25 protein-coding genes are annotated in these 23,370 nt (G+C 63.7%); 13 read left to right on the top strand and 12 right to left on the bottom strand.

Annotated features, from left to right (window positions below; genetic code table 11):
* Positions 1–72 precede the first annotated feature (72 nt).
* Positions 73–1,095, top strand: a complete 1,023-nt coding sequence (locus LB526_RS02830; protein WP_224626011.1) for an acyltransferase family protein — start codon at positions 73–75, stop codon at positions 1,093–1,095.
* A 9-nt stretch (positions 1,096–1,104) separates the two neighbouring features.
* On the opposite strand, the gene LB526_RS02825 is transcribed toward LB526_RS02830, so the two are convergent.
* The gene (locus tag LB526_RS02825; RefSeq protein WP_224626008.1) at positions 1,105–3,174 is read right to left on the bottom strand and encodes an ASKHA domain-containing protein; all 2,070 of its coding nucleotides are present in this window, start codon (positions 3,172–3,174) and stop codon (positions 1,105–1,107) included.
* Positions 3,175–3,263: 89 nt separating this feature from the next.
* On the opposite strand from LB526_RS02825, the gene LB526_RS02820 reads away from it, so the two are divergent.
* Positions 3,264–3,506, top strand: coding sequence for a hypothetical protein (locus LB526_RS02820; RefSeq protein WP_224626007.1), 243 nt, complete (start codon positions 3,264–3,266; stop codon positions 3,504–3,506).
* A 79-nt stretch (positions 3,507–3,585) separates the two neighbouring features.
* Here the strand turns inward: LB526_RS02820 and LB526_RS02815 are convergent, their stop codons facing one another.
* The 6 genes from LB526_RS02815 to LB526_RS02790 all read right to left on the bottom strand — a co-directional run bounded on the left by LB526_RS02815 (position 3,586) and on the right by LB526_RS02790 (position 8,262).
* Positions 3,586–4,560: a methyltetrahydrofolate cobalamin methyltransferase gene (locus LB526_RS02815; protein ID WP_095764928.1), complete on the bottom strand. Its 975-nt coding sequence runs from the start codon at positions 4,558–4,560 to the stop codon at positions 3,586–3,588.
* A gap of 141 nt (positions 4,561–4,701) precedes the next feature.
* The gene (locus LB526_RS02810) at positions 4,702–5,793 is read right to left on the bottom strand and encodes a methylenetetrahydrofolate reductase (RefSeq protein WP_140840055.1); all 1,092 of its coding nucleotides are present in this window, start codon (positions 5,791–5,793) and stop codon (positions 4,702–4,704) included.
* Positions 5,790–6,380 carry a methylenetetrahydrofolate reductase C-terminal domain-containing protein gene (locus tag LB526_RS02805; protein ID WP_140840058.1) on the bottom strand — a complete coding sequence of 197 codons (591 nt, stop codon included), beginning with the start codon at positions 6,378–6,380 and terminating at the stop codon, positions 5,790–5,792. Before LB526_RS02805 ends, LB526_RS02810 begins: the two co-directional genes overlap by 4 nt.
* Positions 6,373–6,675: a virulence factor gene (locus LB526_RS02800; RefSeq protein WP_041003951.1), complete on the bottom strand. Its 303-nt coding sequence runs from the start codon at positions 6,673–6,675 to the stop codon at positions 6,373–6,375. The genes LB526_RS02805 and LB526_RS02800 overlap by 8 nt, the downstream gene beginning before the upstream one ends.
* A 134-nt stretch (positions 6,676–6,809) precedes the next feature.
* A complete protein-coding gene (locus LB526_RS02795; RefSeq protein ID WP_140840060.1) occupies positions 6,810–7,592 on the bottom strand; it encodes a formyl transferase in 783 nt (260 codons plus the stop codon).
* Positions 7,593–7,686: 94 nt separating this feature from the next.
* Positions 7,687–8,262, bottom strand: a complete 576-nt coding sequence (locus LB526_RS02790; protein ID WP_224626005.1) for a DUF4893 domain-containing protein — start codon at positions 8,260–8,262, stop codon at positions 7,687–7,689.
* On the opposite strand from LB526_RS02790, the gene LB526_RS02785 reads away from it, so the two are divergent.
* Entirely contained in the window at positions 8,261–8,407 is a 147-nt protein-coding gene (locus LB526_RS02785) for a hypothetical protein (RefSeq protein WP_181174728.1), read from the top strand. The two genes, LB526_RS02790 and LB526_RS02785, sit on opposite strands and share 2 nt — an antisense overlap.
* Before the next feature lie 93 nt (positions 8,408–8,500).
* Positions 8,501–9,412, top strand: coding sequence for an NAD-dependent epimerase/dehydratase family protein (locus tag LB526_RS02780; protein WP_224626003.1), 912 nt, complete (start codon positions 8,501–8,503; stop codon positions 9,410–9,412).
* A gap of 3 nt (positions 9,413–9,415) precedes the next feature.
* On the opposite strand, the gene LB526_RS02775 is transcribed toward LB526_RS02780, so the two are convergent.
* On the bottom strand, positions 9,416–10,057 hold the full coding sequence (locus tag LB526_RS02775; RefSeq protein ID WP_224626001.1) for a DUF1638 domain-containing protein: 642 nt from the start codon (positions 10,055–10,057) through the stop codon (positions 9,416–9,418).
* Between the two features lie 53 nt (positions 10,058–10,110).
* On the opposite strand from LB526_RS02775, the gene LB526_RS02770 reads away from it, so the two are divergent.
* A complete protein-coding gene (locus LB526_RS02770; RefSeq protein WP_041003961.1) occupies positions 10,111–10,245 on the top strand; it encodes an entericidin A/B family lipoprotein in 135 nt (44 codons plus the stop codon).
* An 85-nt stretch (positions 10,246–10,330) separates the two neighbouring features.
* Here LB526_RS02770 and LB526_RS02765 read toward each other — a convergent pair whose 3' ends face one another.
* Positions 10,331–11,029 (bottom strand): corrinoid protein, encoded by a 699-nt coding sequence (locus LB526_RS02765; protein ID WP_095764935.1) that lies wholly within the window; start codon positions 11,027–11,029, stop codon positions 10,331–10,333.
* Between the two features lie 269 nt (positions 11,030–11,298).
* Here LB526_RS02765 and LB526_RS02760 point away from each other — a divergent pair, with 269 nt between their 5' ends.
* From LB526_RS02760 to LB526_RS02735, 6 genes are all read left to right on the top strand, one after another.
* Positions 11,299–12,873, top strand: coding sequence for a trimethylamine methyltransferase family protein (locus LB526_RS02760; protein ID WP_140840065.1), 1,575 nt, complete (start codon positions 11,299–11,301; stop codon positions 12,871–12,873).
* Positions 12,874–12,962: 89 nt separating this feature from the next.
* Entirely contained in the window at positions 12,963–13,652 is a 690-nt protein-coding gene (locus LB526_RS02755) for a 4Fe-4S dicluster domain-containing protein (RefSeq protein ID WP_224625999.1), read from the top strand.
* A 104-nt stretch (positions 13,653–13,756) separates the two neighbouring features.
* Positions 13,757–14,488: a dienelactone hydrolase family protein gene (locus LB526_RS02750; RefSeq protein ID WP_224625998.1), complete on the top strand. Its 732-nt coding sequence runs from the start codon at positions 13,757–13,759 to the stop codon at positions 14,486–14,488.
* Between the two features lie 184 nt (positions 14,489–14,672).
* Positions 14,673–15,233 (top strand): RNA polymerase sigma factor, encoded by a 561-nt coding sequence (locus LB526_RS02745; RefSeq protein WP_224626393.1) that lies wholly within the window; start codon positions 14,673–14,675, stop codon positions 15,231–15,233.
* 2 nt (positions 15,234–15,235) lie between these two features.
* Positions 15,236–17,422, top strand: a complete 2,187-nt coding sequence (locus tag LB526_RS02740) for a VWA domain-containing protein (protein WP_224625997.1) — start codon at positions 15,236–15,238, stop codon at positions 17,420–17,422.
* 139 nt (positions 17,423–17,561) lie between these two features.
* Positions 17,562–17,846: a hypothetical protein gene (locus LB526_RS02735; RefSeq protein ID WP_224545520.1), complete on the top strand. Its 285-nt coding sequence runs from the start codon at positions 17,562–17,564 to the stop codon at positions 17,844–17,846.
* Between the two features lie 8 nt (positions 17,847–17,854).
* Here LB526_RS02735 and bmt read toward each other — a convergent pair whose 3' ends face one another.
* Positions 17,855–18,877, bottom strand: coding sequence for a betaine--homocysteine S-methyltransferase (bmt, locus tag LB526_RS02730; protein WP_224545521.1), 1,023 nt, complete (start codon positions 18,875–18,877; stop codon positions 17,855–17,857).
* Between the two features lie 155 nt (positions 18,878–19,032).
* Positions 19,033–19,890, bottom strand: a complete 858-nt coding sequence (locus LB526_RS02725) for a helix-turn-helix domain-containing protein (RefSeq protein ID WP_224545522.1) — start codon at positions 19,888–19,890, stop codon at positions 19,033–19,035.
* Between the two features lie 228 nt (positions 19,891–20,118).
* On the opposite strand from LB526_RS02725, the gene LB526_RS02720 reads away from it, so the two are divergent.
* Together LB526_RS02720 and LB526_RS02715 are read left to right on the top strand one after the other, a co-directional pair.
* A complete protein-coding gene (locus LB526_RS02720; protein WP_224545523.1) occupies positions 20,119–21,141 on the top strand; it encodes a fatty acid desaturase in 1,023 nt (340 codons plus the stop codon).
* 76 nt (positions 21,142–21,217) lie between these two features.
* Complete coding sequence (locus LB526_RS02715; protein WP_224625996.1) at positions 21,218–22,054, top strand: phosphate/phosphite/phosphonate ABC transporter substrate-binding protein; 837 nt, start codon at positions 21,218–21,220, stop codon at positions 22,052–22,054.
* Here the strand turns inward: LB526_RS02715 and LB526_RS02710 are convergent.
* A complete protein-coding gene (locus tag LB526_RS02710; protein ID WP_224625995.1) occupies positions 22,022–23,362 on the bottom strand; it encodes a M24 family metallopeptidase in 1,341 nt (446 codons plus the stop codon). The two genes, LB526_RS02715 and LB526_RS02710, sit on opposite strands and share 33 nt — an antisense overlap.
* Between the last annotated feature and the right edge of the window lie 8 nt (positions 23,363–23,370).

The raw sequence follows: 23,370 nt of genomic DNA, 5'->3' as shown, positions 1-23,370 counted from the left end.
GCTGCATTGTTATTGTGCAATGCGGCGTGGGGTATGTGCATCGCAGCATGATGCGATACGGGCCAAGGCATCGTGACGAGCATCCATAGTGTCCAATATCTGCGCGGCCTCGCCGCCTGCGCGGTTGTTTGCTTTCACGTCAGCGAGCAGTTCGGCGGTCCGTTCAACGTCGGAGCGTCCGGCGTCGACGTCTTCTTCGTCATCAGCGGCTTCATCATGTGGGTGACGACCGCCGGCAGGCCGGCTGATCCTTGGCGCTTCATGGGGCGCCGGATCACCCGCATCGTGCCTCTCTACTGGATCGTCACGCTGCTGACCGCGGCCGGCATCCTGCTCAAGCCGCAATTCTTCTACGGCCATTTCTTCAGCGTCCCGAATTTCGCTGGTTCGCTGTTCTTCCTGCCGGTTCTGCAGGAGAACGCGCTGCATCCCATCGTCATACAAGGTTGGACGCTCTGCTATGAAATGATGTTCTATCTCGTTTTCGCGCTGGTTCTGTTTCTCGGGCAACGCTGGCGGTTCGGCGTCCTCGTGGGCGCCCTTGTTGCCATCGTCGCGCTGCATTTCGTGCTTCCTGCCGGATACGCACGCGCCTTCAGCGATCCTGTCGTGCTCGAATTCGCGGCCGGCGTCGTCGTGGGGCGTTTGTGGTTGCAGGGCGCCAGGCTGCCGCTCGGGGTGGGACTGGCGATGGCTGGCGCGGGATTTCTTCTGCTTGCGGCCGGCCCGCTATTCGATGCCGATTTGCCGCGGGCCTTGCGCTGGGGACTTCCGGCCGCATTGATCGTGGCGGGCGCGGTTTTTGCCGAACGGTCGCGGCCGTTCAAGCCGGCTGCCTTGCCCACATTTCTCGGCGATGCGTCCTATTCGATTTATTTGTGGCATGTCGTGGTCGGCGTCCTGACGACTGGCGTCGTCCTGAGGACCGGCCTGCCGGCAGCGATGCAGCCGGCGACGATCCTGGTCGCCACGCTGGCGCTCTCGGCGATGCTATATCTGATCGTCGAAAAGCCATTGATCAGGCTGCTGCATCCGCAACGTCCCAAGGGCGCCGTCAAGGCAGTCAATGCCGCGGCCGCAGGGGCAGCGGAATGAACTGAAACGTTAGTCCCGACCGCGCCGTGCAGCACGCTCCTCGCGTGAACGCCGGCGTGGGGTAGCGTCACCGGCGGTGCCGTCCTCGCTCATCGCCTTGCGCGGCGGTAGCTTCACCGCGGCCGCCAGTTTCGGGAAGGGGTCGACCTTGTTCGGCAGCGCCATGGCGTAGACGAAGTGCTCCTGGAATTTCGGCTCAAGCGCCGTCTCGATCTTCTCGATCCTGCTCACCGTCTCCTCGATCTCGCGCCGGTAACCGCGATTGAGCAGCGCCATGCGCGCGCCGGCGCCGGCGGCGTTACCGACGGCCTGGACCTTGTCCAAGTCGCAATCCGGGATCAGGCCGAGCACCATGGCGTATTTCGGATCGATGAAGGAGCCGAAGGCACCGGCGAAATGGATGCGGTCGACATGGTCGGTGTGCTGCTTTTCCATCAGAAGCTTGGTGCCGGCATAGAGCGCCGCCTTGGCAAGCTGGATGGCGCGCACGTCGTTCTGGGTGATGGTGATCTTGGGCTCGCCCTCCTTCAGCACGTAGGAGAAGGTGCGGCCGTTGGGCACGATGCGCGGCGAGCGCAGGCCGAGCGATCCGTCGACGACGCCGTCTTCCGAGATGATGCCGGCGAGATACATCTCCGCCACCACTTCGATGATGCCGGAGCCGCAGATGCCGGTGACGCCGGTGGCCTGCACGCTGTCGGTGAAGCCAGGCTGATCGGACCACAGTTCCGAGCCGATGACCCGATATTTCGGTTCCAGCGTTTCGGGGTCGATGCGAACGCGCTCGATGGCACCAGGCGCCGCGCGCTGACCGCCGGAGATCTCCGCGCCTTCGAAGGCCGGGCCGGTCGGGGAGGAGGCCGCCACGACGCGCGTGGAGTTGCCGAGCACGATCTCGGCGTTGGTGCCGACATCGACGATCAGCATCATCTCGTCTTGGCGATGCGGCCCCTCCGAAAGAGTTACGGCGGCGGCATCGGCGCCGACATGGCCGGCAATGCAGGGCAGCATGTACAGGCGCGCGCCCTGGTTGAGCTTCAGGCCGATGTCGGAGGCCTTGATGCGCACGGCGCCGGAGACGGCAAGCGCGAAGGGCGCGCCGCCGAGTTCGGTCGGATCGATGCCGAGGAACAGATGATGCATGATCGGATTGCCGACAAAGACGGAATCCAGGATGTCGGCGCGCTGGACGTTGCCTTCGGCGCAGACCTTGTCGACGAGGCCGGAAACCGCCTCGCGCACGGCGACCGTCATGCCTTCGCGGCCGTCCGGGTTCATCATCACGTAGGAGACGCGGCTCATCAGATCCTCGCCGAAGCGGATCTGCGGATTGGACGTGCCGGAAGAGGCGGCGACGCGACCCGACAGCAGCGACACCAGATGCATGGCAATGGTGGTCGAGCCGATGTCGCAGGCAAGGCCGTATGCCTCGTTCTTCAGGCCGGGCCACAGCGCGATGACGCGCGCGATGTCGCTGTCGGCGTCCTTGTGGATGGCGGCGGTGGCGGTCCAGTTGCCCTTGCGCAGAATGCCCTGCACCTGCGGCATGAGATAGAAGTCGAATTCGAGGTTCTTGAAACCCCAGTCCTTCATCAGGGCGATCTTCAATCGGTCGAGGTCGCCGAGGGGCTTGTGCATGTCGGGTTCTTCGATCTCGACATAGCACATGCGGATCGCCGTATCGCGGGCGATCACCCTGGTATCTGCGTCCTTGCGGATGGTCTGGGCGTTGATGACCGTGTCCTGCGGCACGTCGATGACGAGGTCGCCGAGGATCTGCGTCGAGCAGGAGAGGCGGCGCCGCTCGGGCAGGCCGCGCACGCGTTCGTAGCGCTCTTCCTTGGCGCCCTTGGGCGAGATGTGGTCATTGGACGAGACGATCTTGTGCTTGGCGAAGTTGCCTTCCTGCACTTCAATCTGGCAGCGGCCGCAGGTGGCGCGGCCGCCGCAAACGCTTTCAACATAGACGCCGAGCTGGCGCGCGGCATCGAGCACCGGCGTGCCAACCGGAAAGCGGCCGCGCTTGCCGGACGGCATGAACAGCACGAGCGGATCGGTGATGTTGGGGGGAGGATTCATGCTGGCACGTGTCTCGATGGCAATCGCCGATGCCGTTTAACGGATCGTTTTACTATTGGGCGGAGAGTCCGTTGGTCCAGGGGCCAACCATGTCGGATCTGTTGCTCTCCGCCATCTTCACCGCGTTCACCATGGTGCGAGTGATCAAGGGCTCGTGGCTGCGCAATCCGCAATATCTCGCCACCGGGATCCTCGGCGCGATCGTCGGTGCGCTGCTGCTGCACGCGTTCTGGCCCGCCTATGACGATGATTTCATCGTCGGCGGCGTGACAGGCATTTTCGGATCGTGGGCGGGAATGGCGTTGTTCGACGCCATATTGGGCGTGGCCTGAACGCAAAGCAGAGCTGTCCGGCCGCATCCACGATGCGATCGGACCAGCCTTGTTTGCGGTGCGGCTCACGATTGCGCGCTTATCCTCTGGCCATGCGGGCTTCGCGGCCGCCGCGGCGCCGGCCGCCATTGCCGTTACCTTCGCCCGGCGCATTGACGGCGGTCGGAGCCGCAACCGCTTGGCCGCCTTCGGCCGGCTTATAATCCTTGTAGGTGCGGATCCAGTTGGTGCAGTTCTCGTCGGTGCCGTTCAGCACATTGGCGCCGCGCACGGCTTCCATCTCCTGCGGACGGACCGGGTTCATGATTGCCGAGGTCATGCCGGCGCCGATCACCATCGGGATGAAAGCGGCGTTGATGCCGTGGCGGTGCGGCAGCCCGAAGGAGATGTTGGAGAGGCCGCAAGTGGTGTTGACCTTGAGCTCTTCGCGCAACCGGCGCAGCAGCGCGAACACCTGGCGGCCGGCATCGCCCAGCGCGCCGATCGGCATCACCAGCGGGTCGACGACGACGTCATGCGCCGGGATGCCGAAATCGGCGCAGCGCTCGACGATCTTCTTGGCGACGGCGAAGCGGACGTCCGGGTCCATCGAGATGCCAGTCTCGTCGTTGGAGATGGCGACGACCGGAACGTTGTATTTCTTGACCAGCGGCAGGATTGCCTCGAGCTTTTCTTCCTCGCCGGTGACGGAGTTGACCAGAGGGCGGCCCTTGGCGACCTTCAGCGCGGCTTCGATCGCGGCGCTGACCGAGCTATCGATCGACAGCGGCAGGTCGACCAGGCCCTGCACGATCTCCAGCGTCTGCACCAGAAGCGCCGGCTCGGTCGCATTGGGGTCGACGGCGGTGACGCCGGCATTGACGTCGAGCATAGTGGCGCCGCAGGCGGCCTGCTCCAGCGCATCCTTGATGACGGTCTCGAAGTTGCCGGCCACCATCTCGGCGGCCAGCTTCTTGCGGCCGGTCGGGTTGATGCGCTCGCCGATCACGCAGAAGGGCTGATCGAAGCCGATGACGATTTCTCGGGTCGCCGAGGCGACGATGGTGCGGGTCATGCGATCTCTCCGTCGGGATATAAAGACTTCTTTATATCGTTATCTGATTTGGTTCAAGTGAATGCGTGCCGTCCGCGCTCTTAGGCTCTAGGTTCATGTGTGTCGTTGCCCAAACCGGTTCCCACTTTGGGGCGACATACATCAATGCGCGGTCTTCACCATATCCACCTGGGTTTCGGTTATCTCGTCATGCAGCAGGTGGTCGAGCCGGTCGGCGACCAGCTGGTCGTCGCGGCGGATCTCCCGCTTCCAAGGTTGGCGGCCTTTCAGCACGCCGGATTCATCGACGATCTCGGCGACATATTCTTCCTGGCGATAGGCCATCACATGGATGCCGGCAACGCCCGGGATTTCCTTCACCTCGTTGATGATGTCGATGCAGAGCTGCTTGCCTTCCTTCTTCTGATCCTGCGCGCCCTCCAGCCGCTTGATAACCGCGTCGGGGATGTGGATGCCCGGCACGTTGGAGCGGATCCATTTCGCGGTCTTGGCGGAGGCGAGCGGGCCGACGCCGCAGAGCAGGAAGAGCTTTTCGGTGTGGCCGAGGTCGCGCGCCTTCTGCATGAAAGCTTTGAACATCGGCACGTCGAAGCAATACTGGGTCTGCGCGAACTGGGCGCCGGCGGCGATCTTCTTGCCGAGATGGATCGGGCGGAAGTCGTAGGGCGGTGCGAAGGGATTGACCGCGCAACCGAGGAAGACCTGCGGTGGCGTCGTCAGCTTGCGGCCGGACAGGAACTTGCCATTGTCGCGCATGATGCGGATGGTTTCGAGCAGCGACATGGAATCGAGGTCGAACACCGGCTTGGCGCCGGGCTGATCGCCGGCCTGCACGCCGTCGCCGGTGAGGCACAGCATATTGGCGACGCCCATCGCGGCGCCGCCCAGCACGTCGCCCTGGATGGCGATGCGATTCTTGTCGCGGCAGGCGATCTGCATGATCGGCGCATAGCCCATGCGAGTGAGCAGCGCGCAGATGCCGACCGAGGACATGTGGCAGTTGGCGCCCGAGGCGTCGACCGCATTGATGGCGTCGACCCAGCCGTCGAAGATCTTGGCGCGGTTGTAGACATCTTCCGGATCCGCGCTGTCGGGCGGATTGAGCTCGGTCGTTACAGCAAACTCGCCGCGGCGCAGCACGCGCTCCAGCCGGCCGCGTGACGTGTGGCCGGGCAGGGGCTCGAGCGGCAGGTGGATGCCGGCCGGATTCTCGTCGATCTGGCGGATGGTCATGCCGAAGCTCCGGGATTCTTGGCCGCTTCGCGCGCGGCGGCGGCCTGCGCGGTCACGCGGAGCCAAGCCGAGGTTTCGCGCAGCGACTGATCGACCGGCTTCTGCACGGTGAGGATCTTGTCGCCGTGGACCATGTTGCGCGAGCCTTCCCAGGCCTTGACCCAGACGCAGGGCATGTCCGGCTCGACCTCGCAATTGCCATTGGCGCGCACGCCGCCGCAAGGACCGTTGCGCAGCTGCTTGGGGCAGTTCATCGGGCACGACATGCCGGTGGAGGAGAGCACGCATTGGCCGCACATGCGGCAGTCGAACATGAAGCCCTTGATCCGCTTCTCGACGAATTTCACCGGGGCTTCGACGCGGCCGTAGCCGATGCCTTTCCAAAGAGGGTGCAAGAGCAGGAAGACGTCGGCGAACCGGCTGTAGAACCATTCGAGCAAGCGCGAGTGCCGGACCGACCAAAGCCGCACGGCAAAAGTGCGCTGGACGCGGCGCTGCGGCGACACGTCGGCAGGCTTGTAATCGGATTTCGGCGCGGCCTTCTTGACCAAGGTGGCCTGGGTGACCGCCGGCTGTTGCTCAGACATTTTCTTTCCCGCCAGCCTTGACCAGAGCGACCAGCCGCTCTCGGTCATATTTCGCGTCGAGTTCCTGATAGGCTTTCTCAACCTCGGCCTCGATGTCGTCGCCGACCGGAACCGGGTCGGCCTTGCGCCATTCCGCCAGATAGTCGTCGGTGCCGCCGGCGCCGGTGCGCATGGCGCACATGTCTATCGCCTCAGTGAAGCGCAGCGGCAATTCGCGCTTGGCGTTCTGCCGGCCCTTCTTGACGATGACCTGGGCTGGGATGTCGCGCCAGTAGACGACGATCAGATCGGCCATGAATTCTCAACTCCTCGAAGTCATGGAGCATTGCCGCATGCGTGGTTGAGCCGCTTGTTATGGGACGACGCGCGCGCCTTCAAAAGCGACGCTGGCGATGGCGCAAAGCGAATGCTGAAATCCGTTGCGACTGATCACCAGACGCGCTTGGTCAGGCCGGTCCAGAGATAGAACCAGATCGTCGGGTGATACCATTGCTTCGATGGCAGGCCCGTATCGATCGTTTCCAGTCTGCCGGCCAGTGCATTGCCGACCGCCTCGACGCAGATATCGCGCGAAAAGGCTGCCTGCCGCAGCGCGTAGCTGGCGATCGTATCGCCGGTCTTGGGCCTGCCGCGCGCCTGCTTCAGCACGCCGCCGGTGTCGACGCCGGCATCGACCAAGTGAACGGTGGTGCCGAAATTCCCTTGATCGCCGAAGGCCAGCGCCCAGTAGCCGCCATTCATGCCGCGATATTTCGGCGCGATGCCGGCATGGTAGTTGAGCACCGGGCAAGGCATTCTTGCCAGCGTTTCCTTCGACAACAGCCTGCAGCCGGCAAGCAGCACCACGCCCGGATTGATCCTGGCGACCGCCTCGAGGCATTCGGGCCCGTTGGCGGATGGCACATGGATGATCACCTGACCTTGCCGCGGTTCAGTGTCGAGCTTCTCCTCGGCGATCAGCCTCTCGGCATGACCGGCGAGGAACCGCTTGCCGAGCCTGGTCAGCACCATCGTGCCGAGCTGGCCTATGGCCGAGATCCAGCCCTGACGTCGCGCACGGCGGATGAGCAGGCGCTTTTTGGATTCGGCGGATTCGAGGATGACGCTGACGGGACCGACGCGGTCGGCAATCGCATTGACGATGGCCCAGATATGCGGGCCACCTTCGGTGACGACCACGACCGGTCGCGTATTCGAGTCCGACGCTGCCACGGCACCCACCCGCTTGAAATCGCGCGCATGCTAGGCGGAGCAGGTTAATCCTTGGTGTGCCGGCGCCGTTTCAACGAGGCAGCAAAGGACGGGCTCAGCGCTTGAATTCCATGATGTCGAGTTTCGATTCGTAATAGGGCGCCGGGAATTCGATCCGCCACTCGGTGGCGCTGTTGCGGAAAGCGTAGCCGACCTGGTCGCTTTCGGGACCGCTGCCATAGGGCTTGGCCTTGTCATCATTGACCGAGAACGAGCCGAGATAGATGGCGCGTTTCTCGCCGTCGTCGAAGAAGCGGCCGGCGGTGCGCTGCGAACCGCTGATCTTGGCGAGGCGCCAACCGGAGCCGTCGTCGGTCACCTTGCACTTGAACCAGCCATAGATGATGAGCGGGCTCAGGCCGCCCGCCTTGATGGTGCGGCACTTCCAGTTGCCGGTGAGATCCTTGTCGGAGAAGGCGACGAGAGGTCTGGCGAGCAGTTCGTCCAACTGCTTGACCTCGGACGGATCGCCGGCTCTTGCCTCCTCGAGAGCCGACTTGCGCGTATCGCCATATTTGTCCAATCGCGCCTTGTCGGCAGCCGTTATCAGCTTCTGCACCTCGCCGTCGGCAAGGGACGGCAATGTGAGGGCTACGAGACCGAGTGCGGCAAGGAACAGGCGAGGCATCATGAACGTGTTTCCTCAAATCAATGACTGGAACGAAGTTCTTTCTATCGCTGGCGCACAACTTACCGGTTCGCGCTCACCTGTCATCCGTGCTTTACAGCGTGAGCCAGAGCCGGATGATTTCAGGTCGGGTCGACCTGAAATCTGAATCCGGCTCCAAATCAAAGAGATAGAGCATGATGTCGTCCGAAAACCGCTCCACACTTTTCGGCATCATGCTCTAGAAAATGGCGGTTGATCGATGCGAATCTTGCTCACGGGATCGTCCGGCTGGTTGGGCAGCGCGCTTCAGCCAAAGCTCGAAGCGCTCGACCATGAGGTGGTCGGTCTCGATCCGGTTGCCTCGGCGCGCACGCAGATCGTCGGCTCGATCGCGGATCGCGATCTTGTCCTGAAGACCGTCCGCGAGAACAGCATCGAGGCCATCATTCACAGTGGGGCGCTGCACAAGCCGAATATCGAGCATCATGAGAACACGGCCTTTATCGCCACGAATGTGCAAGGCACGCTCAATCTGCTCGATGCTGCCGTGGCCTGCGGCGTGCAACGCTTCGTCTTCACCTCGACGACGTCGCTTATGATCTCGCAGGCAATCCGCGCAGGGTTCCAGGGCGGCGCGCGCAGGGCCGCCTGGCTGACGGAAGAGATGTCGCCTGAGCCGCGCAACATCTATGGCGTGACGAAACTCTCGGCCGAGCATCTCTGTCGCCTCTACCATATCGAGCATGGACTGCCGGTGGTGGTGCTGCGCACGGCACGCTTCTTTCCCGAGGCGGACGACATGGCGCATGCCATCGAGCAGTCCGATGCCAACACCAAGGCCAACGAGTTGCTGTTCCGGCGACTGACGGTGGAGGATGCGGCGGAAGCCCATGTGGCGGCCCTGGAGAAGGCGCCGAGCCTTAGCTTCGACATCTTCATCATCTCGGCGCCGACGCCGTTCCGGCCGCAGGATTGCGCCGAGCTGATCGCCGACGCGCCGACGGTCGTCGCGCGCTATTTCCCGGATTATTCGAGGCTCTATGCGAGGAAGGGCTGGACGATGTTTTCCTCGATCGACCGCGTCTACGATCCGTCGCGGGCGAGGGAGCGGCTGGGCTTCGTCTGCAGGACCAGCTTCGCCGATGTGCTTGCAGCGCTGGAACAGGCGTGACGGCTAGGCGTCTCGGGCGGCGCCCTGTGCCGTCCGCGCCAGCTCGCTGGTCAGGTCGCCATAGCCGGTCGAGCGGCGCTCATAGGCGAGGCCAAGCATGGCGGCGGCTTTCTCGGCGACCTTGTCGAGCTCCGGATCGTCGGTCTGGGCGAGATAGATCAGCTTCTCGTAATTGCCGAAATAATCCTTGATCAGCTCGGGATGCCGGTCGAGGCCGAGCGGCTTGATGAAGAAGGCGTCGAACTGGCGGCAGAGGAAGTCGGTCATGTAGAACGACATCATGTCGTCGTCGGCGACCTTCGCGTAGGCGTCCATGCCCTGGTAGAAGGCAAAGCAGTGCGGCCCGGCCATTCGCTCGACGTCGTGCTTCTCGATGACGCGATCGAGCAGGCCGCCGGTGCCGCAATCGGCATAGCCGACGAAGATGTGCCGGTAGCCTTCCGCCTTGGCCTTCTCGATCGCCTTGTCCATCGCCGGCGCGATGCGGTCCGGATAGAAATGGAACTCGGCCGGCAGGCAGGTCAGATCGAGATGGTCGAGCTTTAGCTGTTGCTTGACGGCCAAAACTTCGCGCGCAATCATCCCGCAGGCGATGACGAGCAGCCTGTCTGTTTGATTCGGTTCCGTTTTTTGCGTCTTGACCAAGTCGGGCCGGCTTTCGCTGCGGGGCTTAATATCTGTCGAGGGAGACACCGTCCATGAAACTGCTACGCATCGCGCCGATCGCCATCCTGGCATGCGCGCTTGCACTCACGGCCTGCGCCAACACCATCCGGGGCGTCGGTAAGGACGTCAAATCGACGGCAAGGGCGGTCAAAGACACCGTCAACTGATCGGCAGCCTCGCCTATCATCTGGGTACAAAAAAGCCGCGCTGCAAGGCGCGGCTTTTCTTGTCGATCCATCCTGATGCCTTGGGTCAGGCGGAAGCGCGGACGTTGTGCTTGCGCTTCATGAAGTCCTTGGCGGTCTCGACCGCCACCGCAGCATCGCGGCAATAGGCGTCGGCGCCGACGGCCTTGCCGAATTCCTCGTTGAGCGGCGCGCCGCCGACCAGCACGACATAGTCGTCGCGGATGCCCTTTTCCTTCATCGTGTCGATCACGACCTTCATATAGGGCATGGTGGTGGTGAGCAGCGCCGACATGCCGATGATGTCGGGCTGGTGCTGCTCGATGGCGTCCAGGTATTTCTCGACGGCGTTGTTGATGCCGAGGTCGATGACGTCGAAGCCGGCACCTTCCATCATCATGCCGACGAGGTTCTTGCCGATGTCGTGGATGTCGCCCTTGACGGTGCCGATCACCATCTTGCCTTGCTTGGGCGCGCCGGTGGCGGCGAGCAACGGGCGCAGGATGGCCATGCCGGCCTTCATCGCGTTGGCGGAGAGCAGCACTTCCGGCACGAACAGGATGCCGTCGCGAAAATCCTCGCCGACGATGCGCATGCCTTCGACCAGCGCCTCGGTCAGCACCTTGTAAGGCGCCCAGCCGCGCTCGAGAAGGATGTTGGTGCCTTCCTCGATCTCTTCCTTCAGGCCGTCATACAGGTCGTCGTGCATCTGCTGCACGAGCTCGTCGTCGGAAAGCTCGGAAAGGATGATCTCGTCGTCGGACATTTTCTCGGGCTCCTTGCTGCTCGGAATGACTGCGGCAGCCTAAAAATCAATGCGCCAATACCTAACCCGCGAGGGCAAGCTAGCCATAGCTGATTTGCGACTTCCCGCAAAAGGAAAGCGACTGGAAAGTTGGCGCTTTTCTTGTCGATTTTGCGACAGGCGTTGGCGCTGGCGGGCCGTTTCCAATAGGGTGCATGGTTACGATCCGGCGAGAAGCGGCGGTTATGGGCCGCGAGCCATCCAGACCAGGTTTTATAGGAAGCACGATCATGAGCGAGAACGCGGCAGTCGACCAGGAAGCGTCAAACGCACGGCGCGGGCGCGGTGCCAGCGGCGGCGCGGCGGCCCGGCGCGCGGCGCGCTCGGGCGGCGGTCCGGGCACACAGCTCACCTATATCAAGCGCAAGATCAACGTCTACGAGGTCCTCAACGAGGAAGGCCTGGCGCTGATCGAGAAGAATACCGACACTGTGCTGGAAGAAATCGGCATCATTTTCCGCGACGACGCCGAGGCGCTAGCGCTTTGGAAGGACGCGGGCGCCGACGTCAAGGGCGAGCGCGTGCATTTTCCGAAAGGTCTTTGCCGCTCGCTGTTGAAGACCGCGCCTTCGATCTACACCCAGCATGCGCGCAACCCGGAGCGCTCGGTGCAGATCGGCGGCAACGCGACCGTATTCGCGCCGGTCTACGGCCCGCCCTTCGTGCGCGACCTCGACGGCAACCGCCGCTACGCGACGATCGAGGATTTCCAGAATTTCGTGAAGCTCGCCTATATGGCGCCCTCGATCCACCATTCGGGCGGCACGGTGTGCGAGCCGGTGGACGTGCCGGTCAACAAGCGCCACCTCGACATGATCTACTCGCATATCCGGTATTCGGATAAACCGTTCATGGGCTCGGTGACGGCGCCGGAACGGGCCGAGGACACGGTGGCGATGGCCAAGCTCGTGTTCGGCGACGACTTCGTCGAGAACAACACGGTGCTGACCAGCCTGATCAACGCCAACTCGCCGATGGTGTTCGACGAGACCATGCTAGGCGCGCTGAAAGTCTATTCGCGCCATAACCAGGCCTGCATCGTCACGCCGTTCATCCTGGCCGGCGCGATGAGTCCGGTAACCGTCGCCGGCACGCTGACGCAGGTGCTGGCCGAAGTGCTCGCCGGCGCTTCGTTCACCCAGCTGATCAGGCCTGGCGCGCCGGTGCTGTTCGGCACCTTCGCCTCGTCGATCTCGATGCAGTCCGGCGCGCCGACCTTCGGCACGCCGGAGCCGTCGCTGGTTTCCTACGGCGCCGCGCAGCTCGCGCGCCGGCTCGGCCTGCCGTTCCGCACCGGCGGCTCGCTCTGCGCCTCGAAGGTCCCGGACGCGCAGGCAGCCTATGAGAGCGCCAACACGCTCAACTCGACGATCCTTGCCGGCACCAATTTCGTCCTGCATTCGGCTGGCTGGCTCGAGGGCGGTCTCGCGTCCTGCTACGAAAAATTCATGATGGATATCGACCAGCTCGGCATGCAGCAGAAGTTTGCCGAAGGTGTCGACCTGTCGGAAAACGGCCAGGCGATGGACGCCATCCGCCAGGTCGGTCCGGGCAGCCACTATCTCGGCTGCGACCACACGCAGGCGAATTTCCAGACGGCCTTCTACCGTTCCAGCATCGCCGATAACAATTCCTACGAGCAGTGGCTGGCCGAAGGCGAGAAGACCGCCCCGCAGCGCGCCAACGAGCTCGCACGCCGCTGGCTGGAAAGCTACGAGGCGCCGCATCTCGATCCGGCCATCGACGAGGCGCTGAAGGACTTCATCGCCAGGAAGAAGGGCTCGATGGCCGACGCCTTCACGTGAAAGGAGCCCGAGTCAGGCCGGGCTAAAGTGGCCGACATCATCCACAAGGAAGTCTGGCGGAGCGCGTTCTCCGACCCGGACCGGAAGGGATGACTTTTTTCCGCGGCACGGTCGAGGAGATTGCGGCCGCACTCGCGGCCAACGGCCTGATTCTCCGCGGCGGTTTCAGCTTCGGTGACGATGAGGTGGCGCCAGCCGGGCCTTCCGGCGCTCCAGCCAAATCTGCGCTGCTCGTCGGGCAGGCGGGCGCGGCGCCATGGCCGCATTTTCAACGCTGGCTGGGACAGCAGGCGAGGGACATCGCCAATCCGCTCGACACCTGGTCGCGCGCGGCGATCGGCGCGGTCGCGCAAGGCTGCGGCGCCCGCGCGGTGTCGCCATCCGACCGGCCCTATCTGCCGTTCCAGCAATGGGCGATGCAGGCCGAAGGGCTGAAGCCGTCGCCGCTGGGCATTCTGATGCACCCGCAATACGGGCTATGGCATGCCTATCGCGGCGCATTGCTGTTCGAGGACGACATTTCTCTTCCAGAAGCTCATCAGCCGATTCACCTTTGCGACGCATGCGTCGAAAAACCCTGCCTGAAATCCTGTCCGGTCGGCGCATATTCGGTGGCTGGCTTTGCGCACGAGGCGTGCCTGGTGCATGTGCGTGGCGCGGATGGTGCGCCCTGCCGCGCCGGCGGCTGCCTCGACCGCAACGCCTGTCCTTACGGCGCTGAGTATCGCTATCCGGCCGATGTCCAGGCTTTCCATATGGCGGCGTTCGCCGGACTGTAGGCATTCTTCCGAACCGCACGGAAACTTGACCGCGATCGAGAGGTTGCGGCTTGCCCTGCCGGGCGGTGCGGATATCTATCGCCTGGCAACCGGCGGAGCGCGCAATGACGAGGCAGGACATCAAGATCAAGACCCTGGACGGCACGGCGAAGGCACGGCTGTTTCGTCCAGCCGCGCCGGCCAAGGCTGGCGTCATACTCTATATGGATATTTTCGGTCCGCGCCCGGCGCTCGACCAGATGGCCGAGCGCCTCGCGGAGCATGGCTATGCCGTGCTGGTGCCCGATCTCTTCTACCGCTATGCGCCCTATGGTCCGTTCGATCCCAAAACCGCCTTTGCCGAGGAAAAGACCAAGGCCCTGCTGTTGATCCTGAGCGGCGGCACGACGCAGGGCATGACCATCCGCGACGGCAGCGCCTTCCTCGATGCTCTGGCCGCCGAGGGGATCGCCGGACCTGTTGGCGTCGTCGGCTATTGCATGGGCGGCGCGCGGGCGCTCAATGCAGCCGCAACCTATCCCGACCGTATCGCTGCAGCGGCGAGCTTCCATGGCGGCAATCTCGCCAGCGACGCGCCCGACAGCCCGCACCGCAAGGCGGCCTCGATCAAGGCGCGCGTCTATGTCGGCGTCGCCGGCGTCGACCGCAGCTTCCCGCCCGAGCAGTCGGCGCGGCTGGCGGAGGCCTTGCGGGTGGCAGAGGTCGACCACGTGATCGAGAATTATGTCGGCGTCGACCACGGCTGGTGCGTCAAGGACCACAGCGTCTATGACGAGGCGGGCGCCGAGAGGCATTGGAAGCGGCTGACGACGTTTTTCAAAGAGACGCTGGGTTAGCCTTCTTTCGCAGATCGCGGAGGGGGAGCCGTGCAGCGCGAGCCTTCGAATGTTCGCGCTGCCCCTCATCCGCCCTTCGGGCACCTTCTCCCCCGTGAACGGGCAGAAGCAAATGCGCCTCCGCAAAAAAATCTTTCCATCGCCCCAAGGATTGGGCCATTAGCCTTCGTCCAACAGGCAAATGATGGCGATGATGCTGGACGACGGCGAAGCCTCCGATGCCGAACTGATCGGGCGGGCGAGGGGCGGAGACAGGGGTGCTTTCGGCAGATTGCTCGAAAGGCATTACGGCTTCGTCTATCGCGCCGCCTATCGCTGGTGCGGCCGCAAGGCCGACGCCGAGGACATCGCCCAGGACGTCTGCGTACGGCTCGGCCGCGCGATCCGCGACTATCAGGGCAGCGGCGCCTTTACGACATGGCTCTATGCCATGACACTGAACGCTTCGCGCGACATGATGCGCAAGCGCGCCCGCGACACCGCCAAGACCGATGCCTACGGCGCCTATGCGCTGATCGCGGGCGACGCGTCGGCGGAGATCGACGATCCGGCCGAGGCGCTGTGGGCGGCGGTGCGGATGCTGCCCGACAAGCAACGCGACGCGGTGCTGCTGGTCTATGGCGAAGGTCTCAACCACGCGGCGGCGGCCGAGATCATGGCGATCTCGGAGACGACGGTGTCCTGGCACATCCATGAAGCGAAGAAACGGCTGAAGCTGCTGATGCGCTCAGCCGGGGAAGTGTGACCATGGTCGACGACAACGAACTCGAAAGGCTGCGCGACATCGCGGTACCGGCGCCGGATGGCGAGGCCAAGGCGCGCGCGTTCGCCGCCGCGATGCAGGCCTTCGACCTCGACGAAAAAATCTCGCCTGTTCGCCAAGGAACGTCCGCAGGCCTTCGTCTCACGGAGCGAGCAAGAATGCTCTGGAGAGACATCATGCAACGGAAACTCATCGCCACGCCGGCCATCACCGCGCTGGTCGCGCTGCCTATCGCCGGCTATGCCGCTTTCGAGATGCTGAAGGACCACCCGCCCGTCGTCGGCGGCAACGGCACGGTCACCGAGACCTTGGCCGACAAGCCGGCGGCGCAGAAGCCCGCGCCGGAACAGCCCGCGATCAACGAGCCGCTGGCAGCGGCGCCGGCCAAGCAGAAGAAGACAGACGCCGACGCCGAGGTCCGGGCCAATTCACAAGTGGCGGCGCCGAAGCCGGCGACAGAGGTCGACGGCCTGCTCAAGCAGGAGGCTGCGCCGGAGAGCAAGCGCGCCCTGCAGCCTGCGCCGGCGGAGAGCGGCCAGCTCGCGGCCGGCGGCAAGGACGGGTCGTCAAACAGAGTGATCATGTCGATGACACCGCCTAGCGTCGATGAGGCTGAACGGGCCGACAAGGCGCCGGCAGGCGGCGCGGCCGCCGTTCCGGCGTCTCCGCCCGCCGTCGCCGATTCCAAGCTGATGGTACAGCCCGCGCCCATGCCGGTCGACCAACTGCAGCCGCAGGAGGAAAACCGCGATCGCGTCGAGAATTTCAAAACCAATCCGGTGCATGAAACCGCCCAGGATCCGGTCTCGACTTTCTCGATCGACGTCGATACCGCCTCCTATTCCTTCGTGCGTCGCTCGCTCAAGGAAGGCAGTCTGCCCGACCCGGACACGGTCCGCATCGAGGAGATGATCAACTACTTCCCCTATGAGTGGAAGGGTCCGGAATCGGCTTCAACGCCGTTCAACTCGACCGTCACCGTCATGCCGACGCCGTGGAACGAGCACACCAAGCTGATGCATGTCGCGATCAAGGGTTTCGACGTTAAGCCGGCCGAGCAGCCGAAGGCCAATCTGGTCTTCCTGATCGACGTCTCGGGCTCGATGGACGAGCCCGACAAGCTGCCGCTGCTGAAATCCGCCTTCCGCTTGCTGGTGAGCAAGCTGAAGCCAGACGACACCGTCTCGATCGTCACCTATGCCGGCAATGCCGGCACGGTGCTGATGCCGACCAAGGGGGCGGAAAAGCAGAAGATCCTTGCGGCCATCGACAATCTGGCGCCCGGCGGCTCGACGGCCGGCGAAGAAGGCATCCGCGAAGCCTACAAGCTTGCGCAGCAATCCTTCGTCAAGGACGGCGTCAACCGCGTGATGCTTGCCACCGATGGCGACTTCAATGTCGGCCAGACCGATGACGACGACCTCAAGCGGCTGATCGAGAAGGAGCGCAAGACGGGCGTGTTCCTCTCGGTGTTCGGCTTCGGCCGCGGCAATCTGAACGACCAGATGATGCAGACCATCGCCCAGAACGGCAATGGCACGGCGGCCTATATCGACACGCTGGCCGAAGCCGAGAAGGTGCTGGTCGAGGATGCCTCCTCGACGCTGTTCACCATCGCCAAGGACGTCAAGATTCAGGTCGAGTTCAACCCAGCCACGGTCTCCGAATACCGTCTCGTCGGTTATGAGACCCGCGCCCTGAAGCGCGAGGATTTCAACAATGACCGCGTCGATGCCGGCGATATCGGCTCGGGCCATTCGGTGACCGCGGTCTATGAGATCACGCCTAAAGGCAGCGGCGGCGAGCAGGTCGATCCGCTGCGCTACGGCCAGGCCAAGGTCGACAATGGCGGCGTCGCCAATGCGGGCGAATATGCCTTCGTCAAGATCCGCTACAAGCTGCCGGACGAGAACGTCTCGAAGCTCATCACCACGCCGGTGACCGCCGCCAATGAGGTCTCGTCCTTCGATGCGGCCGGCGCCGACCAACGTTTTTCGGTTGCCGTCGCGGCCTTCGGGCAGAAGCTGCGCGACGAGGATCAGACCGCGAATTTCAGCTATGACCGCATCGCAGAGATCGCCAATGCCGCGCGCGGCGCCGATCCATTCGGCTATCGGGCGGAGTTCCTGTCGCTGGTGCGGCTGGCCTCATCGCTGGACGGCAACAAGTAGGCCATTGCGGATTGAAGGAAAGGCCGGCGGGACAGATCCTGCCGGCCTTTTTTCGATCGTTAAATTGCACGGCTTTTCCGGAACTTCGCCGCAACGAGCTTCTGTTAGTCGGTGCTGACAAGGGTTTGAGGGATCAGCAGTGCATATCGCGACAATGGGGAACGTGAACTCGACGGCGGCCAATGCCCCGGTGCGCGGACCGTCCGCTGCTTCAGCGGAAGCCGCGCGCATCAGGAACGATGTCGACGCGGCGCGCAACACAGCGCTTTCGGCCCTCAACAACGACCGTTTTCGCTCGATGCTCGAGCAGATCAGCGACCCCGGCGCATCGGGCGCCCTGATGACGATGGGCGCCGACAACCAGGGCAGCGCCGGCACCGATCTCAATACCGCGCTGTCGCGCTACGCTGAAAACAGCAAGTAGAAAACGTATCAGGCGCGGCTGCGCCGGCGCTCGCGGCGGGCTTCGCTGGTCTCGGCGGTGTTTGCCGTCGCCGCCTTGTTGCGCATCGGGCCGATGCGCTGGACGATCGTCTCGACGGTCGGGCGGGTCGACTTGGTGTGCGCGTCCAGCGCCTTGCGCATGGCAGCAAGGTGCGCGAACGAGGTGCCGCAGCAGCCGCCGACAATCTTGGCGCCGGCATCGACCGCCAGCCGCACATAATCGGACATCAGCTCCGGCGTGCCGGAATAATGGATCTCTGCGCCGCGGAACTCCGGAATGCCGCAATTGCCCTTGACGATCACGGTCGCATCCGGCTTCGCCTCGGTCATGTCGAGCAGCGACGCCAGGATATCGGAAGCGCCGACGCCGCAATTGGCGCCGACGCCGAGAGGGGCCTGCGACAGGCCATCGGCGACGGCGTGGATATCCTTCGGCAGCAGGCCCATCATGGTGCGGCCGGCCGTGTCGAAGGAACCGGTGTAGGTATAGGGCAGGCCGACCCGGATGGCGGCCTCAGCCGCGGCGCGGATCTCGTCCGGCGCCGACATGGTCTCGATCCAGGCGACTTCGGCGCCGCCGGCCTTCAAGCCCTCGATCTGTTCGGCGAAGGCCTCGACCGCCTCGTCATAGGTCATGGCGCCGAGCGGCACCAGCAATTCGCCGGTCGGGCCGACGGAGCCGGCGACGATCACCTTGCGGCCGGCCTTGTCGGCGACAGAGCGGGCAATCTCGGCGGCGCGCTTGTTCAGCTCGTGGACGCGATCCTGCGCATGATGCAGCTTCAGCCTGTGACGAGTGCCGCCGAAGGAATTGGTGAGAATGATATCGGCGCCGGCGTCGACAAAGTTCTGATGCAGGCTGGCGATGGTCTCGGGCGCCGCCTCATTGAGCAGCTCAGGCGCTTCCCCGGCCTCCAGACCCATCGCGAACAGATTGGTGCCGGTAGCGCCATCGGCCAAAAGCACGCCTTTCTCGGCAAGCAGTGCGTCAATAGGGTTGGTCGCGGTCATGGCCCTGAATTTCCTGCCTGGAATGGCTTTCGCGTTCAAATTCAAATAACGATATAAAGAAGTCTTTATGTCCAGTCAACGAATTTGCGGCCGCGAAAGGCCACGGGTTTCCCTGGAACGATGACCGGCGACCAAGATGATGCCGAAGCGCGCGATCAGGCAGAGCTTGATGGGAAGGACATTGCGGCCAGCTTTTGCGCAAAGCTCGCGGCCTCGTGCGCGTTGATGTCGGCGGCCCGGATCAGGTTGTCGAAATGGCTGGTGAGCGTGCGGATCGGCTGAGTGGCGCTCAGCACGATATACATGTCGCCGACATAGATTGCGGCGCGATAAGGGCCGAAGATCGTATAGGGGATCGAATAGCGAATGCGGCCGTCATAGAGGAACAGGCGAAAGGTCGGATAAAGGTCGTCAAGCAGCGCCGCCATGTGCAGCAATTGCTTGCGCCGTTCGGCCTCGGGGAAACGATCCCAGACGCCGAGGCCGCGCGCGAAGATCTCCAGCGTGTGGCGCGGCATGCAGACCTCCATGTCGGTCTCCGGCCGACGGTTGTAGTCGATGCGATATTGCGTTTCGCCTGCCTGCGCCTCACGGCTCTTGTTGGCAATGCCGGCCTCATATTCCACCAGTGCCTCGGTCCGCAGAAGGTCGGGAATGCCCGCGGGCACATAGCGGATCTTGGTGCCGGCTGCCTCGGCATGCCATTTGGCCAAAAGCGTGCGGTCGAAGCCGTCGGGCGCCTCTTCGATCTCCAGGCTTTCTCTGATTTCGCCGGTGACACCTTCGTCCTGGCTCAGGCCCAGCAGCCAGTCGAGCGATACCTTGAACTCGGCGGCGATGTTGAGGAGGGTCTCGGCGCGCGGCAGGCGGGTCGAGGCGCCGGAGAGGAGCTGCGACAGCGCCGAACGGTCGATGCCGACCGCCGTCGCGAAGGCCGACTGGTTCAGGTCGGACCGTGTCAAGAGCAATTTCAGGCGCTCCCGAAAGGTCGTCGATAGATCGCGCTTGTCCATCACGCTGCTTCCGTGTCGGAGAGGAAAAATTTGCGCCGGAGTCGTTCTGAACGTGGCTCAGGCGGAAATGAATCCCGATGTCTGTTTACAATGTATAACATATGCCGCCAAAAATGCGCATTCGCAACGGTTTGTGCGCATTGTCGCATTGATGTAACGGCAGGCTACTGACACAATGTTGTCAGGAATCGAGTTGGTTCCGGCGACTGGGGGGCAGTGGTCAAGAGCATGGCAAGCGTGAATACCGGCACGAAAAAGAGACGTCGCAGCACACCGGCTGTCGAATGGCCGACAGTCTTCCTCACACTCTTCTGCTACGGCGCATGGCTCGCCACCGGTTTCCTTGTCTGGCCATCCCATCCGCTTCTGGCGCTTGCCGTCCTGCCCTTTATCCTGGCTCTGCAATCCTCGATCATGCACGAAGTGCTGCACGGTCATCCGACCCGCAACGCCAGGATCAATGAAGCCTTCGTCTTCCTCCCCATCGGCATGGTCTGGCCGTTCCGCCGCTTCAAGACCATCCACCTTCGCCATCATGCAGACGAGCGCCTGACCGATCCGCTTGACGATCCGGAGAGCTACTATCAGGCGCTCTGGATGCATGAGGGCCTGCCGCCGACAATGAAGCTTCTGCTCAAGATCAACAACACCATGGTTGGCCGCCTCGTCCTCGGTCCGTGGTTGTCCTCGGTCGGTTTCTTCATCGACGATGCCAAGCAGATCCTTGCCGGCGACAAAGCGATCCGCAAGGCCTGGCTGCTGCATGCCGTCGGCCTCGCGATTGTGGCGCCGATCGTCACGTTCGGCTTCGGCATCCCGCTGTGGCTCTATATCCTGGTGCCGGTGTGGCTCGGTCAGTCGCTGATCTCGATCCGCACCTATGCCGAGCACCAGTGGTCGGAGCATCCGGAGGGGCGAACGGTGATCGTCGAGCGCTCGCCGCTCTCCTTCCTGTTCCTGAACAACAATCTGCATTTCGTTCATCACAAGAGCCCGACCATTGCCTGGTACCGGCTGCCGAAGCTCTTTCGCGAGCGCCGCGAGGAATGGCTGCGGATGAACAACGGTTATGCCTATCCGAACTATTTTGCGATGCTGAAAGCCCATGCGTTCAGGGCCAAAGAGCCGATCGTCCATCCGGTGCTGCGGCGCACGCCGGAACCGGGCCGCGCCTTCAAGCCGCGCGTCAGGGCGCGCAATGTCAGCGGACTTGGCACGGCGCCGGTTCCCGCCGAGCCGCCAAAGGAGTAATTTCGACTTTCCGCGACGCTTTTTCCGCGGCGGAACGCAGGCGCCGAAGGCCGCTTGCCTTTGAAAGCTATTCGACATGAGCAAGTTCGTTGCGGCCCTGCCTATGTATGATTGGTCCGAAGCGCGTGCCCAAGTCGACGCCCAATGGGCGCGGCTCCGTGACGCTTTCCGGCAAAGGGGCATCGATGCGCCGGAGGCGGTCGTGCGCAGCAATCGCGAGCTGCCAGGAGTTCCCGGCGGCATAGTCGATGACGCCGGCAAGCCGATCGCGCCCGACCCGGCGACGCTGCCCCCGGAAGAGTTGGACTTTCACCAGCTCTGGCTGAGCCCGGCGCTGCTCTTCGGGCAAACCTGCTGGGGGCCGATGGAACTCGGCCTTGCGCGGCACGTGCAGGTGATTGCGCAGCCGAGCTACGATGCGTTCGAGGGCGGGCAGGGAGAGCTCTATTCCAGCGCGCTGGTGATGCCGGCGGATGGCGGACCGGGGATTGCCTCGCCCGCGGACGGCAAGGCCCTCATCCCGATCGACCTTCTCCGCGGCAAGCGCTTCACCTTCAACAATCCGGATTCGATGTCCGGCCTGATCGGCCTGCAGCGCGACCTGGAAGCGATGGGCGAAAGCCTGGACATCTTCGCCTCGCGCGGCGAAAGCGGCGGCCACCGGTCGTCGATCGTGGCGATCGCGGAAGGCAGGGCCGATGTTGCGGCCATCGACTGCGAAAGCTGGGCGCTGGCGCAACGTTTCGAGCCGGCGGCGAGGGACGTGAAGGTGGTCGGCTGGACGGCGCGGCGCAAGGGCCTGCCCTATATCACCGCCCGAACGACGCCGGAAAAAATCGTTGCCGCGATGCGCGACGCCGTCGCGGCTGTCGAAGGCGGATCAGAGCAGCCGCTCGTCCAGCGGATAGGCTGAAAGCTTCTCGTTGCCGGTTTCGGTGATCAGGATCTGTTCCTCGATCTTGACGCCTTCGCGCCCGCCAAGCCTGCCGATATAGCTTTCGACGCAAAGCACCATGCCGGGTTCGAGCACGCCGTCCGGCGTGTCGTCGGTCCAGTCGCCGGCATGCGGCAGCGTCGGATATTCGTCCGCAAGGCCGACCCCATGATAGAGCACGCCGTAGCGCGTCGGATAGCAGTCGTCCGGCGGCACCGCCGAGCGCTCGACGAGATCGCGAAAGGAGATGCCCGGCCGCATCAGATCGGTGTTATGAGCGATCTGATCGGCGGCGATGCGGAAGAGGTCGCGCTGCTCGTTCGACGGCTGCCGGTCGCCGCAAAGCCATGTGCGCGAAAGATCGGCGCAGCACCCGTAGGGACCGATCAGGTCCGTGTCGAAGGCGACGAGGTCGCCATCCTCGATGACGCGCGAGGAGCATTCCTGGAACCAGGGATTGGTGCGCGGTCCCGATGACAAAAGACGCGTTTCGATCCATTCGCCGCCGCGCGCGATGTTGCCGCGATGCAGTTCCGCCCAGAGCTCGTTTTCGGAGATGCCGGGCTTCAGCGCTGTCTCCATCTCGCCAATCGCTGCCTCGCAGGCGACGATGGCGCGGCGCATGGCGAGGATCTCGTCCGGCGATTTGATGAGGCGTGCACTTTCCATCACCGCCTCGCCATTGCCTATCGCGATGCCGCGGCGGGCGAGTTCCTCAACGCCTTCCGGGTTGATTCGGTCGACGGCAACGCGGTGGTTGCCGCCGCCATGCTCGGCAACGAGCTCGGCGATACCGGCACCCCAGCGCCGGACTTTCTGCTCGGTGAGCTCGCCGCTGTAGAGATATATCCACGACACGGCGGGACGCACCTCGTCGACGACACCCGAATGATCGGACAGGTGCTCGCAGGAGAAATAGTCGAACAACACCACCGGCCCTTCCGTGGCGACGAAACAGTGGCGTGTCGGATTGTGCGCGACCCAGAGCTGCATGTTGGTCGAATCCGTCGCGTAGCGGATGTTGATCGGGTCGTAGAGCAGGGCGCCGGCATAGTCGCGGCGTTTCAGCTCGGCGCGGATGCGGTCCAGCCGGTATCTGCGCATTTCGGCCAAGTCCGGCGCGGCGGCGCCCGCCTTCGCCCACTCGGCTTCGGCGGTCGCGCCATAGCCCAGCAGATGCTGGTTGAGCGAGGCCGCCTTTTCGCGCGAGGCCTCGCGCAGCGCTTCGACCGAGCTTGGCTCGAAGGGCATGATCTTGCGATGGCGGCCGAAGCCTAGCTTGTCCATTCGTCCCA

Origin of the sequence: Mesorhizobium sp. CA6, assembly GCF_020165035.1 — a bacterium.
Classification (GTDB): Bacteria; Pseudomonadota; Alphaproteobacteria; order Rhizobiales; family Rhizobiaceae; genus Mesorhizobium.
Note: the sequence above shows the minus strand (reverse complement) of the source record. Positions and strands in the feature narration are given on the sequence as shown.

Excerpts from the sequence above, each read along its gene's own strand:
- LB526_RS02820 (WP_224626007.1), top strand. The coding sequence starts at position 3,264 with ATGTCGGATCTGTTGCTCTCCGCCATCTTCACCGCGTTCACCATGGTG.
- LB526_RS02710 (WP_224625995.1), bottom strand. The coding sequence starts at position 23,362 with ATGGACAAGCTAGGCTTCGGCCGCCATCGCAAGATCATGCCCTTCGAG.
- LB526_RS02810 (WP_140840055.1), bottom strand. The coding sequence starts at position 5,793 with ATGACCATCCGCCAGATCGACGAGAATCCGGCCGGCATCCACCTGCCG.
- LB526_RS02745 (WP_224626393.1), top strand. The coding sequence starts at position 14,673 with ATGGCGATGATGCTGGACGACGGCGAAGCCTCCGATGCCGAACTGATC.
- LB526_RS02755 (WP_224625999.1), top strand. The coding sequence starts at position 12,963 with ATGACTTTTTTCCGCGGCACGGTCGAGGAGATTGCGGCCGCACTCGCG.
- LB526_RS02725 (WP_224545522.1), bottom strand. The coding sequence starts at position 19,890 with ATGGACAAGCGCGATCTATCGACGACCTTTCGGGAGCGCCTGAAATTG.
- LB526_RS02825 (WP_224626008.1), bottom strand. The coding sequence starts at position 3,174 with ATGAATCCTCCCCCCAACATCACCGATCCGCTCGTGCTGTTCATGCCG.
- LB526_RS02785 (WP_181174728.1), top strand. The coding sequence starts at position 8,261 with ATGAACGTGTTTCCTCAAATCAATGACTGGAACGAAGTTCTTTCTATC.
- LB526_RS02805 (WP_140840058.1), bottom strand. The coding sequence starts at position 6,380 with ATGTCTGAGCAACAGCCGGCGGTCACCCAGGCCACCTTGGTCAAGAAG.
- LB526_RS02770 (WP_041003961.1), top strand. The coding sequence starts at position 10,111 with ATGAAACTGCTACGCATCGCGCCGATCGCCATCCTGGCATGCGCGCTT.
- LB526_RS02715 (WP_224625996.1), top strand. The coding sequence starts at position 21,218 with ATGAGCAAGTTCGTTGCGGCCCTGCCTATGTATGATTGGTCCGAAGCG.
- LB526_RS02800 (WP_041003951.1), bottom strand. The coding sequence starts at position 6,675 with ATGGCCGATCTGATCGTCGTCTACTGGCGCGACATCCCAGCCCAGGTC.
- LB526_RS02720 (WP_224545523.1), top strand. The coding sequence starts at position 20,119 with ATGGCAAGCGTGAATACCGGCACGAAAAAGAGACGTCGCAGCACACCG.
- LB526_RS02760 (WP_140840065.1), top strand. The coding sequence starts at position 11,299 with ATGAGCGAGAACGCGGCAGTCGACCAGGAAGCGTCAAACGCACGGCGC.
- LB526_RS02740 (WP_224625997.1), top strand. The coding sequence starts at position 15,236 with ATGGTCGACGACAACGAACTCGAAAGGCTGCGCGACATCGCGGTACCG.
- bmt (WP_224545521.1), bottom strand. The coding sequence starts at position 18,877 with ATGACCGCGACCAACCCTATTGACGCACTGCTTGCCGAGAAAGGCGTG.
- LB526_RS02790 (WP_224626005.1), bottom strand. The coding sequence starts at position 8,262 with ATGATGCCTCGCCTGTTCCTTGCCGCACTCGGTCTCGTAGCCCTCACA.
- LB526_RS02815 (WP_095764928.1), bottom strand. The coding sequence starts at position 4,560 with ATGACCCGCACCATCGTCGCCTCGGCGACCCGAGAAATCGTCATCGGC.
- LB526_RS02765 (WP_095764935.1), bottom strand. The coding sequence starts at position 11,029 with ATGTCCGACGACGAGATCATCCTTTCCGAGCTTTCCGACGACGAGCTC.
- LB526_RS02750 (WP_224625998.1), top strand. The coding sequence starts at position 13,757 with ATGACGAGGCAGGACATCAAGATCAAGACCCTGGACGGCACGGCGAAG.
- LB526_RS02780 (WP_224626003.1), top strand. The coding sequence starts at position 8,501 with ATGCGAATCTTGCTCACGGGATCGTCCGGCTGGTTGGGCAGCGCGCTT.